General features: G+C 42.1%; 13 protein-coding genes and 1 pseudogene. All 14 read right to left on the reverse strand.

Features of this window, described 5'->3' with window-relative positions:
- Window positions 1–92: 92 nt before the first annotated feature.
- Window positions 93–2,531: a phosphoenolpyruvate synthase gene (gene ppsA, locus ND6B_RS08450; RefSeq protein WP_033103625.1), complete on the reverse strand. Its 2,439-nt coding sequence runs from the start codon at window positions 2,529–2,531 to the stop codon at window positions 93–95.
- A 183-nt stretch (window positions 2,532–2,714) separates the two neighbouring features.
- The gene (locus ND6B_RS08445) at window positions 2,715–2,918 is read right to left on the reverse strand and encodes a YgaP family membrane protein (RefSeq protein ID WP_028835065.1); all 204 of its coding nucleotides are present in this window, start codon (window positions 2,916–2,918) and stop codon (window positions 2,715–2,717) included.
- A 102-nt stretch (window positions 2,919–3,020) separates the two neighbouring features.
- A complete protein-coding gene (locus tag ND6B_RS08440; protein ID WP_081844681.1) occupies window positions 3,021–5,669 on the reverse strand; it encodes a cation-translocating P-type ATPase in 2,649 nt (882 codons plus the stop codon).
- A 109-nt stretch (window positions 5,670–5,778) separates the two neighbouring features.
- Window positions 5,779–6,762 (reverse strand): annotated as a pseudogene (gene hflC, locus ND6B_RS19640) (protease modulator HflC).
- Window positions 6,759–7,697, reverse strand: a complete 939-nt coding sequence (gene hflK, locus ND6B_RS08435) for an FtsH protease activity modulator HflK (protein ID WP_442960095.1) — start codon at window positions 7,695–7,697, stop codon at window positions 6,759–6,761. Before hflK ends, hflC begins: the two are co-directional and overlap by 4 nt.
- Window positions 7,698–8,052: 355 nt before the next feature.
- Entirely contained in the window at window positions 8,053–8,187 is a 135-nt protein-coding gene (locus ND6B_RS20490) for a hypothetical protein (RefSeq protein ID WP_268746942.1), read from the reverse strand.
- A 290-nt stretch (window positions 8,188–8,477) separates the two neighbouring features.
- Complete coding sequence (gene recR / locus ND6B_RS08430) at window positions 8,478–9,086, reverse strand: recombination mediator RecR (protein WP_028835061.1); 609 nt, start codon at window positions 9,084–9,086, stop codon at window positions 8,478–8,480.
- Window positions 9,087–9,094: 8 nt separating this feature from the next.
- On the reverse strand, window positions 9,095–9,421 hold the full coding sequence (locus ND6B_RS08425; protein ID WP_010388590.1) for a YbaB/EbfC family nucleoid-associated protein: 327 nt from the start codon (window positions 9,419–9,421) through the stop codon (window positions 9,095–9,097).
- A gap of 60 nt (window positions 9,422–9,481) precedes the next feature.
- Window positions 9,482–11,815 carry a DNA polymerase III subunit gamma/tau gene (gene dnaX / locus ND6B_RS08420; protein ID WP_033103626.1) on the reverse strand — a complete coding sequence of 778 codons (2,334 nt, stop codon included), beginning with the start codon at window positions 11,813–11,815 and terminating at the stop codon, window positions 9,482–9,484.
- A gap of 3 nt (window positions 11,816–11,818) precedes the next feature.
- Window positions 11,819–12,364 carry an adenine phosphoribosyltransferase gene (gene apt / locus ND6B_RS08415; protein WP_033103627.1) on the reverse strand — a complete coding sequence of 182 codons (546 nt, stop codon included), beginning with the start codon at window positions 12,362–12,364 and terminating at the stop codon, window positions 11,819–11,821.
- Window positions 12,365–12,525: 161 nt separating this feature from the next.
- Window positions 12,526–12,648, reverse strand: a complete 123-nt coding sequence (locus ND6B_RS20495; protein ID WP_255314607.1) for a hypothetical protein — start codon at window positions 12,646–12,648, stop codon at window positions 12,526–12,528.
- A gap of 72 nt (window positions 12,649–12,720) precedes the next feature.
- On the reverse strand, window positions 12,721–13,473 hold the full coding sequence (locus ND6B_RS08410; protein WP_028835059.1) for an HvfC family RiPP maturation protein: 753 nt from the start codon (window positions 13,471–13,473) through the stop codon (window positions 12,721–12,723).
- Between the two features lie 54 nt (window positions 13,474–13,527).
- Window positions 13,528–14,385: an HvfB family MNIO-type RiPP peptide maturase gene (locus tag ND6B_RS08405; protein WP_033103628.1), complete on the reverse strand. Its 858-nt coding sequence runs from the start codon at window positions 14,383–14,385 to the stop codon at window positions 13,528–13,530.
- A 68-nt stretch (window positions 14,386–14,453) separates the two neighbouring features.
- Window positions 14,454–14,600, reverse strand: a 147-nt coding sequence (locus ND6B_RS20560) for an HvfA family oxazolone/thioamide-modified RiPP metallophore (protein WP_200882084.1), incomplete at its 5' end; no start/stop codon positions are given.

Consider the following 14,600-nt stretch of genomic DNA (forward strand, 5'->3'; position numbering starts at 1 on the left):
TGGCTAACTGTATTTATCGTTTTTAGCTGAGCCATGTTTATAAGCTGAGAACAGCAAGCAATTGCGCCCGCAAAAGCTCAGCAATAAAAGCCTTATGCTTTACTTTTATTCATCTGTTGCTCTATTTTTAGAACGCGCTCAATCGTACTAAGAACACTATCTGGAGTAAGGCTAATTGAGTCTATGCCTAACGTTACTAAAAACTCGGTAATTTCAGGGAAGTCAGATGGCGCTTGGCCACAAATTCCTGAATGTTTGCCATTACGCTTTGCTCCTTCAACGGCTAACTTAATCATTTGCTTTACACCTGCGTCGCGTTCATCAAAATCAAAAGCAACCACTTCTGAATCTCTGTCGACCCCTAAAGTAAGCTGCGTTAAGTCATTTGAGCCAATCGAGAAACCGTCAAATAACTTGGCAAACTCGTCAATTAAAATGACGTTATTAGGTATTTCGCACATTACATAAATGGCCAGATCATTTTCCCCACGAACAAGACCTTGTTTTGCCATTGTCGCTAAGACCTTCTCCCCTTCTGCTATTCGTCGACAAAATGGGATCATTAAAATCACATTAGTGAACCCCATTTCGTCACGCACTCGTTTCATTGCGGCGCATTCTAAAGCGAAACCTTCTGCATAATCCGGATGACTATAACGAGACGCTCCTCGAAAACCTATCATCGGATTTGATTCGACCGGTTCGAAAGGTTTGCCGCCTAACAATGTGGCGTACTCATTGGTTTTAAAATCACTCATTCTTACCACACATGGCTTTGGATACACCGATGCAGCAAGGGTAGCAACCCCCTCTGAAAGCGTTTTAATGAAAAAATCAACGGGGGTTTTAAAGGCACCACTGAGTGTATTGATGGCTTGACGAGCCTGCTCATCTACTTTTTGTGGGTGAATAAGCGCCATGGGGTGCGCTTTTATAAATTCAGTAATAATAAATTCCATCCGCGCTAACCCTATCCCTGCGACAGGTAAAGAGGCGAGCGCAAAAGCCTGATCTGGATTACCTAAGTTCATCATTATTTTGGTTTTAGGTGAGGCTAAATGACTTAGATCGGTTTCCTCTACGTTAAACTGTAAAATGCCCTCATATACGTAGCCAATTTCACCTTGTGCACAGCTTACTGTGATTGCTTGGCCATTGGTGAGTACATCTGCACCGTTATCTGTACCCACAATTGCAGGGATCCCCAGTTCACGAGAAACAATAGCTGCATGACAAGTACGTCCGCCATGGTTAGTCACAATAGCGGCAGCGGTTTTCATTACCGGCTCCCAGTCGGGAGTGGTGGTTTCGGTAACCAGTATTTCTCCTGGTTTAAATTCACTTAAGTTTTTGACATCATTAATAATACGCACAGTCCCTGCGCCAATGCGGGTGCCCACTGCCTGCCCTTTAGTAATAATAGAGGATTGATTTTTAAGGTGATATATTTTTAAAACATGATCGGTTTTGCGGGATTCAACAGTTTCAGGCCTTGCCTGTACCATATAAATATGACCATCGAGTCCATCTTTTGCCCACTCCATATCCATAGGCTTGTACTGCCCTTGTTGTTTGGAATAATGGTTTTCTACCTTAATAGCGTAGTCAGCAAGGATCATGACATCGTCATCCGTTATACAAAAATGGCGTTGCTCACTCTCATTGGTATTAATGTTGCGGGTATATTCAACGGCAATATTGTCCTTATTGAGCGTATCGGTAAAAATCATTTTTTGCTCTTTTTTACCTAATCGGCGCTTTAAAACAGCCCTATAGCCTTTATTATAGGTCGGTTTGTGGACATAAAAACTATCTGGATCAATGGTGCCTTGTACTATATTTTCGCCTAAACCGAGTGCCGCATTAATAAATACAACATCCTTAAAGCCTGTCTCTGTATCAAGAGAAAACATCACCCCACTGGCACTCATATCACTGCGCACCATTTTCATTATTACGACACACAAGTCGACTTTAAAGTAGTCAAATTGATTATCATATTTATAGTGAATTGAGCGATCTGTAAAATTTGAGACTAAGCAGCGTAAATAAGCATCTAGTAGGGTCTGCTCACCACTGATATTTAAATAACTATCATTTTGCCCTGCAAATGATGCCTCAGGAGAATCTTCTGCAGTCGCCGATGAGCGCACAGCAAGTGATAGGTCATCCCCATATTGTTGTTTAAGTTTTTTATAGTGACCAAGTATTTCTAATTTAAGATCATTGGGTAATGTACACGCAGCAATGATGGCGCGAGCTTTTGCGCCGCGCTGTTGCAGGTCTTGAACGTCGTCTGGTTTAAGGTCATCTAGTGCGCTATGCAAAGCTTGCCACGCGTTGTTATCGTCAAGCACATAACGATAAGCCTCTGCAGTTACAGCAAAACCGTTAGGCACTCTCACCCCTTGAGCGGTCAATTGTTGATACATTTCGCCAAGAGACGCATTTTTACCTCCCACATGAGCAACATCGCCCATAGCAATTTCTTCAAACCAGCGAATGTATTTGTTTGATGTGATATTACTCATAACGAATTCCCTATTAAAAAATTAACTTCATCGTTTTTGCAACTACAGCTATTGTTTTTTCAACGATACGAAACTCTCTTTTTAATAGCTAAATAAGAGGTAACAGAGCAAAAATAGGCGGCTATAAATTGCAACAATAAAAAGGGTTTAAACCAGAAAAATGACAAACGAATGGTAAGATAATTACTCAAAGGCGGGCTTGGCGTGACCCCCCATTTTTTTCAAGGCAATAGCCAAAGGGCAAAAACCAGTAAATGATGACTGCAGCAGGTTAAAGCCAACAAATGCAGTTAACCATAACCAATAAACACTACTGAGTAGTGATAACAATAAACTTAGTAACACGACAAATCCGGCAATTCGCAGTACCCAGCGATCAATATTCATCAGTAATATCTCCTTAATAAGCTAATTTCATTATCCAGTATGCAATACCCTATGAGTGTAGGAGAGTTATCAATTAGCTTCCGTGCGCTAACTAACATAAGGTTAATCGATGATGTGTGCCTTATTCCAGCGCAGGCTAATACGACGAGCAGCTTCAAGCCATAAGGCCATTAAAAGCAATACACTCACTGCTACTACATAGTCTTCAGCAATGGGGTAAACTAAGCCCATTAACGAGCGTAACCAGGGGATAAACAAAAATGCTAACAGCAACAATATAATAGCGCCCGCTGTTTTTAAAACCCAAGGGTTCGCACTAAACAGCCCCATAATGGCGGGTCGAGTTAAATCACGGTTAGCGAGAATCAATAAATACACACTTAAGATCAGCATGATCACAATAAGACTGGCGCTACGGTTGGTATCCCAGCTCTGTGCATTCATCCAAACATACGCGCTTAGTAACAAAGCCGCGATACCAAGCCCTTGCACAATTGCGGTTAGTAGGTGTTTAAAACCAAAAGGCGAGTCTGTCGTTTTACGTGGTGGGCAATCCATTAATCGACTTGATTGTGGCTCGGCCTCAAATATGATGGAGCAGGCAGGGTTAATAATCAGTTCAAGTAAAACAATATGTACGGGCAATAAAAGTGCAGGCCAATGCATTACCCCTGGTAACAACGCTAAAGCTATAATCGGCACATGCACTGCAAAAGTAAACCGAATCGCTTTACGAATATTTTCATAAATACGACGACCTTGGCCTATCGCACTCACAATGCGAGTAAAACTGTCATCAAGTAACACTAAAGCAGCCGCTTCACGTGCCACATCAGTTCCACGCTCACCCATGGCAATACCAATATCGGCGGCTTTAAGTGCAGGCCCATCATTGACCCCATCGCCGGTCATTGCCACAACATCACCATGGGCTTTGAGTATATTCACTAAACGCAATTTATGCTGTGGCTGTAACCGCGCGCATATATCCACGTTGTTTAATCGCTTCAGCAAAGCGGCATCATCTAAGCTATTAATTTCATTGCCACTAATAACCTCTGCCCGCGCTGATAGGCCAACTTGTTTAGCAATCGCTTTGGCCGTATCTGAGTGATCGCCAGTCATCATCATGACTCGAATACCTGCACGTCGACACTGTGCAATTGCATCTGGAACTTCGAGGCGCGGCGGATCCGCCAATGCAACCAGTCCTAAAAAAGTAAAATTAAAATCATGCTGCGTGCTTGGCCAATTCGGTTCATTATCATTGGTTGAATGCCAATTTCCTCGCGCGACTCCTAATACCCGTAAGCCACGTTTCGCCATGGTTTTTATTTGCTGTGAAATTATGGCTCGTTGCGCTGAGTTTAAGTGGCATAAATCAGCTATGGCTTCGGGCGCCCCCTTGGTGGCTAATATATGCGAATGCTTTTGTGTACTTTGAAACACTTTAGTCATCGCTAAAATATCAGCGGTGAGCGGGTATTCAAATTCAGGTTGGCGTCCATCTCGTTCATGTTCAGTGCCAGCTAACCAGCGTTGACTAAACTCTTTTATCGCTTCTTCCATTGGATCAAAGGGGTCGCCTGGTGTTGCTAACATGGCAAATTCACTCAACTGATGAAAAGTCTCGGGAAGCTGCTCGGCTCCCTCGGGATTGAAAACATCCCCATCACCATTTAAAGACGAGGTCGCCAGCTCAACAACTTGCATACGGTTAAGTGTTAATGTGCCTGTTTTATCTACGGCTAAAACGGTAATAGCCCCTAAGGATTCAACGGCGGACACTTTTCGGGTAAGTACTTTTTGCTGTGCAATACGCCAAGCGCCCATAGCCAAAAATACCGTTAAGATCACCGGTATTTCTTCTGGCAAGGTTGCCATAGCCAAGGCCACACCAGATAACAAACTTGTTAGAATAGGTTGATTATTCCACCACCAAAGCAAAAATATTTGCCCACATGCAATTAATAAGGCCAAAGCCCCTAACCATCGCACCAGTTTACTTGATGCTTGTTGCAATGCAGAAGGTGACTCTTTGGTTGCGGCTAAATCGTTACCAATGCGCCCCACCGCAGTTTTTGCACCGGTGGCTATTACTTCAGCCTGCCCAATGCCGCTGGTTACTATGGTACTGGCAAATAGCGCGCTGGGGTGGTCTTTGTTGGGTTCGAGACACACATCACTGTGCTTACTTTTTGCTTGCGGCGTTTTTTGTACTGGTACCGCTTCGCCAGTGAGCAATGATTCATTAACCGCTAAACGCCCTTCAACCAGCATGACATCGGCCCCTATCCTATCACCCTCTTTGAGTATGATCAGATCGCCACACACTAACTCATTTGCAGCAATTCGTTGCTGTTGACCATCACGAATAACCAGTGCTCGCGGAGCTGATAAATCTTTTAAAGATTCAAGTGCACGCTGAGTCTTACGCTGTTCTATTAATGTGATGGCAATAATGACAAACACAAACCCCAGTAATAACAAAGCTTCGGTTCTATCTCCAAGGGTAAGGTAAATGCCCCCTGCAATTAACAGCATTAAAAACATTGGCTCTATGAGTATTTTAACAATCATAGCCAAACTAGATTCAGGTTCACTGCCAGGTAATACATTAGGGCCATTGGCTGCGAGACGCTCAGCCGCTTGCTTCGCTGTTAAACCTTGCTGTGACGTTTTGTCATTTTGTGGCGTGCTGACATATGCTTTATTTTTAGTTGCTGAATGTATTTGCTTTGCTTGCTTCATGGCCCGTCGCCTTGTTGCTAGTGACGATACATTCACTGCAACTTTATTTATTGTAAATAACAAAAACGCTGGTTAAGTATATAAATTAGCTTAAAAGTGCTTAATAACCTTACTTTTTTACGGGTGCTTCACTTACTTGTGTGTTTTGTAAATACCTAAATAATTCGCTTTGGCTTGATAAAACCAGTGTCGTATTTTTGCTAAGAGCAAGCTCATAGGCCTGCAAGGAACGAGTAAATGCATAAAATGCCACCGCTTGATCACTTTGATTATAAGCCGATGCGTAAATAGCAGCTGCTTTGGCATCAGCTAACCCGCGAATTTCTTCAACTTGACGGTATGCTTCTGATTGAATTTTATTTAAATCGCGCTCACGGTTGCCGCGTATTCGCGCGGCTTCTCCTTTTCCTTCTGACAAAAAGCGTTCGGCTATTTGGCGACGTTCGCTGATCATCCGCTCATAAATTTTAGGCCTCACACTTTCATTGTAATTAATTCGTTTAAAACGAATATCTAAAAGCGCAATGCCAAATACTTTGACCTTTTTAGCCGCTGCATTAAATATATCTTCTTCGATGAGTAAGCGGCCTATTTTTATAGGCACTAAGCTGCCAATGTTTTGTGCTTTTTCAGCCTCTGTAAGCAATTTATCTCGCAGCGGTTGGCGATTTTTAGTCGTACGAATAATCTCAATTAATTCATGCTTAGCAACTGCATTACGCGTTTCACTGCCAAAAATATCATCAAGTCTCTATTGCGCACTGCGCTCATCCCCCAAACGCAAAAAATATTGCAGTGCATCTGTTACCTGCCAACGAGCAAACAAGCTAACTGAAATATAGAGCTTGTCTTTGGTAGGCATATCAGAGGGTGTTCCCTCCCACTCTAATACCCGTTTATCAATAATATTAACTTGCTGAATAAAAGGCAGTTTAATTTTAATTCCCGCATCAGTTACCGGCTCGCCAACAGGGCGACCAAACTGAGTGATGATCACTTGCTCAACCTCATTCACCGTATATAACGCATTATTTAACGCCGCTAATAAAAAAGCGATTACAATACCAAGAATAAACAATAAAAAATGTCTCATGGTTGTTCACCTTTTAATGGCGTCAGGTTTAACAGCGGTAATACGTAGATAGCATTACTATCAATAATAATTTTATTATTAACTGTTGGCAGAACGTGTTGCATAGTCTCTAGATAAATTCGCCGACGAGTCACTTCGGGAGCCTGCATAAACTCTGCAAATAATGCATTAAAACGCAGTGTGTCGCCTTTTGCCTCGTTAATTCGTTTAATTCGATAACCATCGGCTTCGCGTATTCGCTGATCTCGCTCTCCTTCAGCCAAAGGAATAATGCGGTTATAGTCACGACGCGCTTCGTTGATCAGTTTTTCTTTTTCTTGTTGCGCCTGATTTACTTCGTTAAATGACGCTTGAACGGCTTTAGGCGGATTAATATTTTTTAATTGTACTTGGTCAATACTAATGCCCATAACGTACTTACTTGCCAGTGCTTGCATTTTGCGAAGCGCTTCAACTTCGATTTCTTGGCGACCAATAGTAATGACTTCATCCACAGTGCGATCGCCCACCACTTCTCGCATTACGGATTCCGACACATAACGTAACGTGCCCGCCGGATCGCGCACTTCAAATAAATATTTATTAGGATCGGCTATCCGGTACTGAATAACCCACTCAACTAGCGCCGTATTTAAGTCACCGGTTACCATTTGGGTTTCCCCAATTTGGTTTCGTAGTATTACCGATTGACGCTGACGGAAAAAACCACTCTGGTTACCAATCGCCATATTTTGATTTGGATCGGTGGCGCCTGGGGTAGAAAAGCCAAACTCCTGTTTGAGCTGCCGTTTAGTGGGCACGATAGTTACCCTGTCAATCCCTAGGGGCAATTTGAAGTGTAAACCTGATGGTAAAACAGTAGAAAATTTACCAAATCTGAGTATCACGGCAACCGAGTCACTCGGCACAGTAAATAAAGCGGTATATATACTCATAATTAAAAATAATATAAACAATACGCTGAGTATGGCTTTATATTTTGCGTTAGCGAATAGCTGTTGATACTGATTTATAAAACGATTTATTACGTTAGCAAAGTCGCTGGGGCCGCGCTTGATGGCATGATGCTTGTCGTTATTTTCGCTGATAGGAGGCATAGCGTTCTCATAATGATTGAGAAATAGGGTCTAACAAAACATCATCAGGCCCTATTAGTATGAGGTATTATTGTCGCCGACGTCCTTGTTTAAACCTTATACTCCTTTAATTTGCGACAATAATGACTGTCGTTTTTAACACACAAAGAAAAATAAGACAGTGTTAGCTCAATATTAAATTGTTCAGACTCAATTACTTTTTCTCTGGTTTGATCGTCGATTTTTGCTTATCAGACTTTTGAGCCGGGTGCTTATTTGCCGCTTCTTTTTTGAGTGTTTCAGCAGACTTTTTATCGCCCGCGTTTTTATCATGAGTTGGATTTTGCATAATAACCTCTGAATTCTCGCCAATTACGTGCATGTAAAAAGCCGAGACTTATAACTTACTGTAAAAAAAGCATAGGCTCTGTTCGTTACAGCACTTAAGGCTACTTTTTTAGTTTAAAAAGCGGTTATTTAATTTAAATCAGGAAGGCGTAGCGTGGTATTTATATCTAATTTAGTGAGTATTGATTTTATATTCAACAGCTTAAAACGGGAATTTTGCGCTTTTTAAGCTACAAAAAAACCTGCACAACATAAGTAAATGCAGGTTTATTTAATAACTAACAAATAGCTTTATTCTTGAGCCACTAAACGCCTACCGCTAAATGCATGCATAAGCGTCATTCCATCGACTAAATCAAGCTCACCACCAACAGGAATACCATGAGCAATACGCGATGCACCCACATTGTTTTTGTGGCAAAGCTGAGCAATATAATGCGCCGTTGTTTCGCCTTCAACCGAAGGATTTGTGGCTAAAATGACTTCATTAATACCGCCTTGCGCAAGCTTTTGCTCGAGTACATCAAGGCCAATTTCTTTAGGCCCTATGCCATCAATAGGTGATAAATGCCCCATTAATACAAAGTAAAGCCCTTTGTATTGACCTGTTTGCTCAATGGCCAGTACATCCGTTGGCGATTCAACAACACATAAAATACCACTGTCTTGGCGTTTAGTGCTTAAGCAAATATCACACTGCGCCTGCTCGGTAAATGTGCGGCACGATTGGCAATGACCTACAGCACTCATAGCTTTAGTCAAGGCATTACCAAGTTGAGCACCGCCTTTACGGTCGCGCTCTAACAAATGAAAGGCAATACGCTGAGCAGACTTCGGGCCAATACCTGGCTGACAACGAAGTGCCTCTATCAGCGATGTTAAACTATCTGAAAGTTGCATAGTTTTGCTTAGAACGGCATTTTCATACCAGGCGGTAATTGCATACCGCCTGTCACTTTGCCCATACGCTCTTGCGTTTCTTCAGCAACACGGCGAACAGCATCATTACACGCTGCTGCTAATAAATCTTCAATCATGTCTTTGTCGTCTTCCATTAAGCTCTCATCAAGCTCAACACGGCGCACGTTGTGGTTACCAAGCATGGTTACTTTAACTAAACCGGCACCAGCTTCACCAACCACTTCCATTGTTGCGATTTCTTCTTGGGCTTTTTGCATGCGCTCTTGCATTTGCTGCGCTTGCTTCATCATGTTACCCATTCCACCTTTAAACATAATCGTCTCTCTTTCTTTTAATACATTAACTGGAGTATAAATAAGGGCACTGATAGTTAATTACAATGCCTGAATACTGTTTTCGTCAATTTCAGCGCTAAATAACTGTTGAAATTGTACTATATTTTCATCACTTGTGATCACATCAATCGCTTGCTGATGACGACCTGCATCAATTTTTTGTTGAATTAAATAAGGCGAGTCAATCACCCCACTGGCAAAGTCGATATTTAGCTCAACGTTATGTCCATAAATAGTCGATAACGCCACATTTAACTTTTGGCGCAGCATAGGCGTATCTAAATGCTTTTGCGATTCATCCACTTCAATATGAAAATGATTGTCTTGCTTGGTAAAAATTGAATGCAAGGCAAACTGGCGCATGCGCCCGCCAAGCCCCATTCGCTTAATTAAATAAGCCCATTCATCTTGTTGATGGGCAAATCTAATTTCACTGATGGGGCTTTGAAAATCATCCGGCACCGGAATACTTGGTGCTTGTTCAACAGCAGGAGCTGGTTTTTGCGGATTAATTTGCTCTAATAGCTCAGGTGCAAGATTTTCGGTAATTGTTTGGTGCCTCGCTTTAAAGTCAACTTTATTTGCAGGTTTAGTGCTTACCTGTGGCTTGCTCCCTGACATGGGGAGCGCTGGCTTTTTTGGTAACTCATCACCCGTCTCACTATCCCATGGAGGCGGCTCCTGCGCTACAGCTTGAGGTGTATTGCTAATAGGTTTATCGACTTGCCTCGCAGGGGTCGATTTTGGCACAACAGGTTTTTCGGTTGCTGCGCTTGACAGTTTACCCGCACCGGAAATATTTCTGTCACGTAAAATACGCGCTATTGCAGACTGTGCACGTGCTTCTTGCTCGCCCATTGTTGGCGCTGAATGCTCAGTGCTACTAGGTACGTTTGATAGCTCAGGATTAAATCCTTGGTCAACCGCGCTACTCATTACATCATCGTATTGCGCTGCAATGGTTTGTTCTACATCGCTGTGCTGCATGTAGGCATCATCTTCGCTTTGACGCTGCGCTTGTTCATCGCTCATTGGCGTTGTATCAGACACGTTTGGCCGACTTTGCGTTGACTCTTGCTCAATGTGAGTCCGGCTATTATCAGAGCGCGAAACCTCAGGCTCAGCAGCCTCTATTGGCTGTGGATTATGTATTGATGGCTGACTTTCAGTGCTATTGCTCTGCGCTGGTTTATTTTTATTTAAAATATCACGCAATGCATTGGTACGCCCTGTGGCATTTTGCTCTGGCGCGGGTTGCAAGCTAGGTGCTGAATGCGTCGTTTGAGAGTGCTCAGGTTGAAATGCTAACAATCGTAGCATAATCATCTCAAACCCTAAGCGTGGCTCAGGCGCCCACTGTAAATCTTTTTTGCCATTCAGCAATAACTGATAATACACTTGAATTTGCTGAGCATGAGTGTGCGCTGCAACATGCTTAATGTAGTCAGTATTATTGCTATCAAGTGCTGCCGCTTCAGGCACTAATTGGCTTAATTGAATAATATGCGTAAGTGCAATTAAGTCATCAAGTAGTGCAATGTAATTAGGATTTCTGCTCGCGACTTGGGCAACTTCAGCCATTAAGGCTGCGCCATCCTGCGCGAGTAATGCAGCGAGTAAACTCTGACTATAATGGGTATCCATTAAACCAAGCATGGCTTGAACAGCTTGATTATTAATATCGCCATTTGTTTGAGCAATAGCCTGATCGGTCAGGCTCAGCGCATCTCGCATACTGCCATCGGCTGCTTTAGCAATAATACTTAGGGCATCATTATCAAAATTGAGCTGTTCTTGTGTAAGAACATGCTCAAGCTGTTGCTTAATTTCAGCTTGCGACAAGGCATTTAAATTAAACTGTAAACAGCGCGATAAAATAGTTACCGGTAATTTTTGTGGATCGGTGGTCGCCAGTAAAAACTTTACATGCTCAGGTGGTTCTTCGAGCGTTTTTAATAAGGCATTAAAGCTGTGCTTTGACAACATGTGTACTTCATCAATTAAGTACACTTTGTAGCGTCCGCGGGTTGGCGCATATTGAACGTTATCGAGTATTTCGCGAGTATCTTCAACTTTTGTGCGTGAGGCCGCATCTATTTCGAGTAAATCAATGTAGCGCCCTGCTTCTATATCAACACAGCTACTACATTGACCACATGGTGTGGCAGAAATGCCCTCATCACAATTTAAGCTTTTAGCAAAAATACGCGCAATGGTCGTTTTACCAACACCACGGGTTCCAGTGAATAAATAAGCGTGATGCAGTCTATTTTGATTCAGCGCATTAACCAGCGCTTGTTTAACATGAGACTGCCCAACCAATTCATGAAAGGTTTGAGGACGCCATTTTCTCGCTAGAACCTGATAACTCATCGATTATTCGCCTTCGAATTCAACCAATTTTAGGATTTTAATACCCATTTTTTCAACACGCTGCTCCCCACCTAGTTCAGGTAACGATACGACGAATGCTGCATCTGTGGCGTTGCCGCCTAATTTTGCAACCAACTTGGCTGTTGCTTCAATTGTACCACCGGTCGCCAACAAGTCGTCAACTAGCAATACTTTGTCACCGGCTACAATCGCATCAGTATGAAGCTCTAATGTATCTTCACCATATTCGAGTTGGTAATCTTGGCGAATAACTTCGCGCGGTAATTTACCAGGTTTACGAACAGGGATAAAAGGAATTCCCAAGGCATAAGATAGCGGTGCACCAAAAATAAAGCCACGCGATTCTGTGCCGATAATTTTAGTAAAACCTTGCTCTTTATAGGCGTTAATAAATGCATCTATGGTTGCTTTAAACGCTTCAGGGTTTGCCATTAGGGTTGTTACATCGCGAAACATAATGCCCGCTTTAGGGTAATCAGCAATTGTAGTAATGCTGTTTTTAATAATTGCTGGTGTTACTTGAGTCATAATTTTAACTGCTCAATGGTTCATATTACAAAGCAGGTGATTATAACCTTAAGTGAGCGTAAATTGCGAGTTTGCGGTAGTTATAAAAATTCAGGAAGGGTAAACAGGATAAAAAAATATAAGGCTGATGAAAACAACAGCCTTATGAAATAAAGCAAAAATTACGTCAAGCTGGTGATCCAACCTAAAATAGCATTTAAACACCCTATTCCAGCAAACACGGCTAAAAATGCAAAAAAGTAAGCCGCATTAAACGGGTCTTTAAACTCTTTATCATCTGACATCGGTACAACCTTTTATTAAGCACAACAAATAAAGGCGCTATAATAGACGATGTGAAATAATCTATAAAGAGCTTAATCTTGATTTTTTGTCACTATAATTTGACGCTGTGCCATAGCCGTTAGGGTACTTAATGCGCCTTGAGTTATTTGCTCAAGGCTAAATTGAGGTGCATTTTCACTGACTTGCTGGCAAACATGCGCAAATGTGCTTCCTGCGTTATTGTCAATAATAGACAACAGCATGGCGGTCATCGCATTAGTTGCTAAAAATTGTACTTCATCGTCTTTATCTCTGTACACCACAAAATAATGTGGCTGCTCAGAGGGCTGTTGCGGTTGAAACGCTTCGCTAATATGTTGTACGGGGAATTCATAGCTTAAGTTACGTGCCGTTTTAGATAAATATAAAGGGCTTTGGGTTAATTGATTCGTTACCAGTTCGCTCTCATCCAAGTCAGCCTGAGTTACCGATACATCAAGCTCAATCCATTCATAATGCGCCAGCGCTAGCATAAACACAGGGTCGCACTCTTTGGGCACATAACTTGTCATTAAATACGTTATAAACTCTTCAGCAATATCTAAAAAGTAAGGAGACTGGCAATCATGTTCACTAAAAAATTCACGAACCAGTAATAGCCACTGTTGCTCACTATAGAGTGTTTTTAAAACTGGAAATGCAGATGAAACAAAGCCATTAATATTATTAAAAAAAAGCTCCCGATAAATAGCCATACGTCTGTCTTCAACATCTGCTGGGCAAGGGTTCGTGTTGGGCTGGCGAATATGAGCCATAAACTCATTTTGAATATCGATAAAACTCATAGTTAATACTCTTTTAAAACCATGCTGTTGTTATTACTAGCTGCATAGGACTGTTTAAGCACTTTGCTCAGTGGATAACCGCTGCAGGTGCTTTGCTTGTAATTGATGAATTATATCCAGCTCTTCGGTTAACACGTTAATAGGTGGAATATTAAAGTCCCGCTCTAACAGCGTCGGAAATACACCATGTGTTTCATAAGCGCTATCGAGCAACTGCCATACGGGATCAATAACATCGGCGCCATGAGTATCTATAATCAAGTCCTCGGCTTCGTTGTAATGCCCTGCAACATGGGCATAAGCAATTCGGTTAGTTGGCAATGCAGCTAAAAAGGCATGTGCATCGTAGCCATGATTAACTGAATTAACATAAATATTATTTACATCTAGTAGTAACTGGCAATCAGCCTGTTCTAAAATAGCGTTTGTAAATTCAAGCTCAGTTAACTGTTGTCCAGGCGCGCCATAATAAGACACATTTTCCAGCGCAAGTGGGCGTTCTAAAATATCTTGTACCTGTTTAACCCGAGAAACAACATGGTTAACCGCCTCCTCAGTGAAAGGGATCGGCATTAAGTCATACATGTGTCCTTTTCCTGAACAATAACTTAAATGCTCGCTGTATACTTTAATATTATGAGTATCAAAAAACGGTTTTAACGACTTTACAAATTCAAGGTCTAGTGGCTCAGGCGAGCCAATGGAAAGTGACAAACCATGGCAAACAAAATAATTAGTATTGGTTAACTGTTTGAACTGCTTTTCAAAGCGTCCACCTAACTTTAACCAGTTTTCTGGGGCCACTTCCATAAACTCAATTTGTTTTGGTGCGGCACCGTCTAGCTCATCTAGCATTTCCCTGCGTAGGCCTAAGCCAACCATGCCAAAGTTAGGCGTTTGAATGTGAGCCATAATAATACCTCCCGTTAAATAAAAAGGGCCTAATTGGCCCTATAGCTTAACGTAATTAAAAGAAAAGTTTAGTGACCACCGCATTTACCTTCGCCACATTTACCTTCTTTTTTGGTTTTAGCTTCACCGCATTTACCTTCGCCACACTTGCCTTCTTTTTTGGCTTTAGCTTCGCCGCATTTACCTTCGCCGCACTTGCCTTCTTTTTTGGCCTT

It is taken from the genome of Pseudoalteromonas sp. ND6B, assembly GCF_000764215.1.
GTDB classification, from domain to species: Bacteria; Pseudomonadota; Gammaproteobacteria; order Enterobacterales; family Alteromonadaceae; genus Pseudoalteromonas; species Pseudoalteromonas tetraodonis.

Coding starts and splice junctions, on each gene's coding strand:
- ppsA (WP_033103625.1), bottom strand. CDS start 2,531: ATGAGTAATATCACATCAAACAAATACATTCGCTGGTTTGAAGAAATT.
- ND6B_RS08445 (WP_028835065.1), bottom strand. CDS start 2,918: ATGAATATTGATCGCTGGGTACTGCGAATTGCCGGATTTGTCGTGTTA.
- ND6B_RS08440 (WP_081844681.1), bottom strand. CDS start 5,669: ATGAAGCAAGCAAAGCAAATACATTCAGCAACTAAAAATAAAGCATAT.
- hflK (WP_442960095.1), bottom strand. CDS start 7,697: ATGAGTATATATACCGCTTTATTTACTGTGCCGAGTGACTCGGTTGCC.
- ND6B_RS20490 (WP_268746942.1), bottom strand. CDS start 8,187: ATGCAAAATCCAACTCATGATAAAAACGCGGGCGATAAAAAGTCTGCT.
- recR (WP_028835061.1), bottom strand. CDS start 9,086: ATGCAACTTTCAGATAGTTTAACATCGCTGATAGAGGCACTTCGTTGT.
- ND6B_RS08425 (WP_010388590.1), bottom strand. CDS start 9,421: ATGTTTAAAGGTGGAATGGGTAACATGATGAAGCAAGCGCAGCAAATG.
- dnaX (WP_033103626.1), bottom strand. CDS start 11,815: ATGAGTTATCAGGTTCTAGCGAGAAAATGGCGTCCTCAAACCTTTCAT.
- apt (WP_033103627.1), bottom strand. CDS start 12,364: ATGACTCAAGTAACACCAGCAATTATTAAAAACAGCATTACTACAATT.
- ND6B_RS20495 (WP_255314607.1), bottom strand. CDS start 12,648: ATGTCAGATGATAAAGAGTTTAAAGACCCGTTTAATGCGGCTTACTTT.
- ND6B_RS08410 (WP_028835059.1), bottom strand. CDS start 13,473: ATGAGTTTTATCGATATTCAAAATGAGTTTATGGCTCATATTCGCCAG.
- ND6B_RS08405 (WP_033103628.1), bottom strand. CDS start 14,385: ATGGCTCACATTCAAACGCCTAACTTTGGCATGGTTGGCTTAGGCCTA.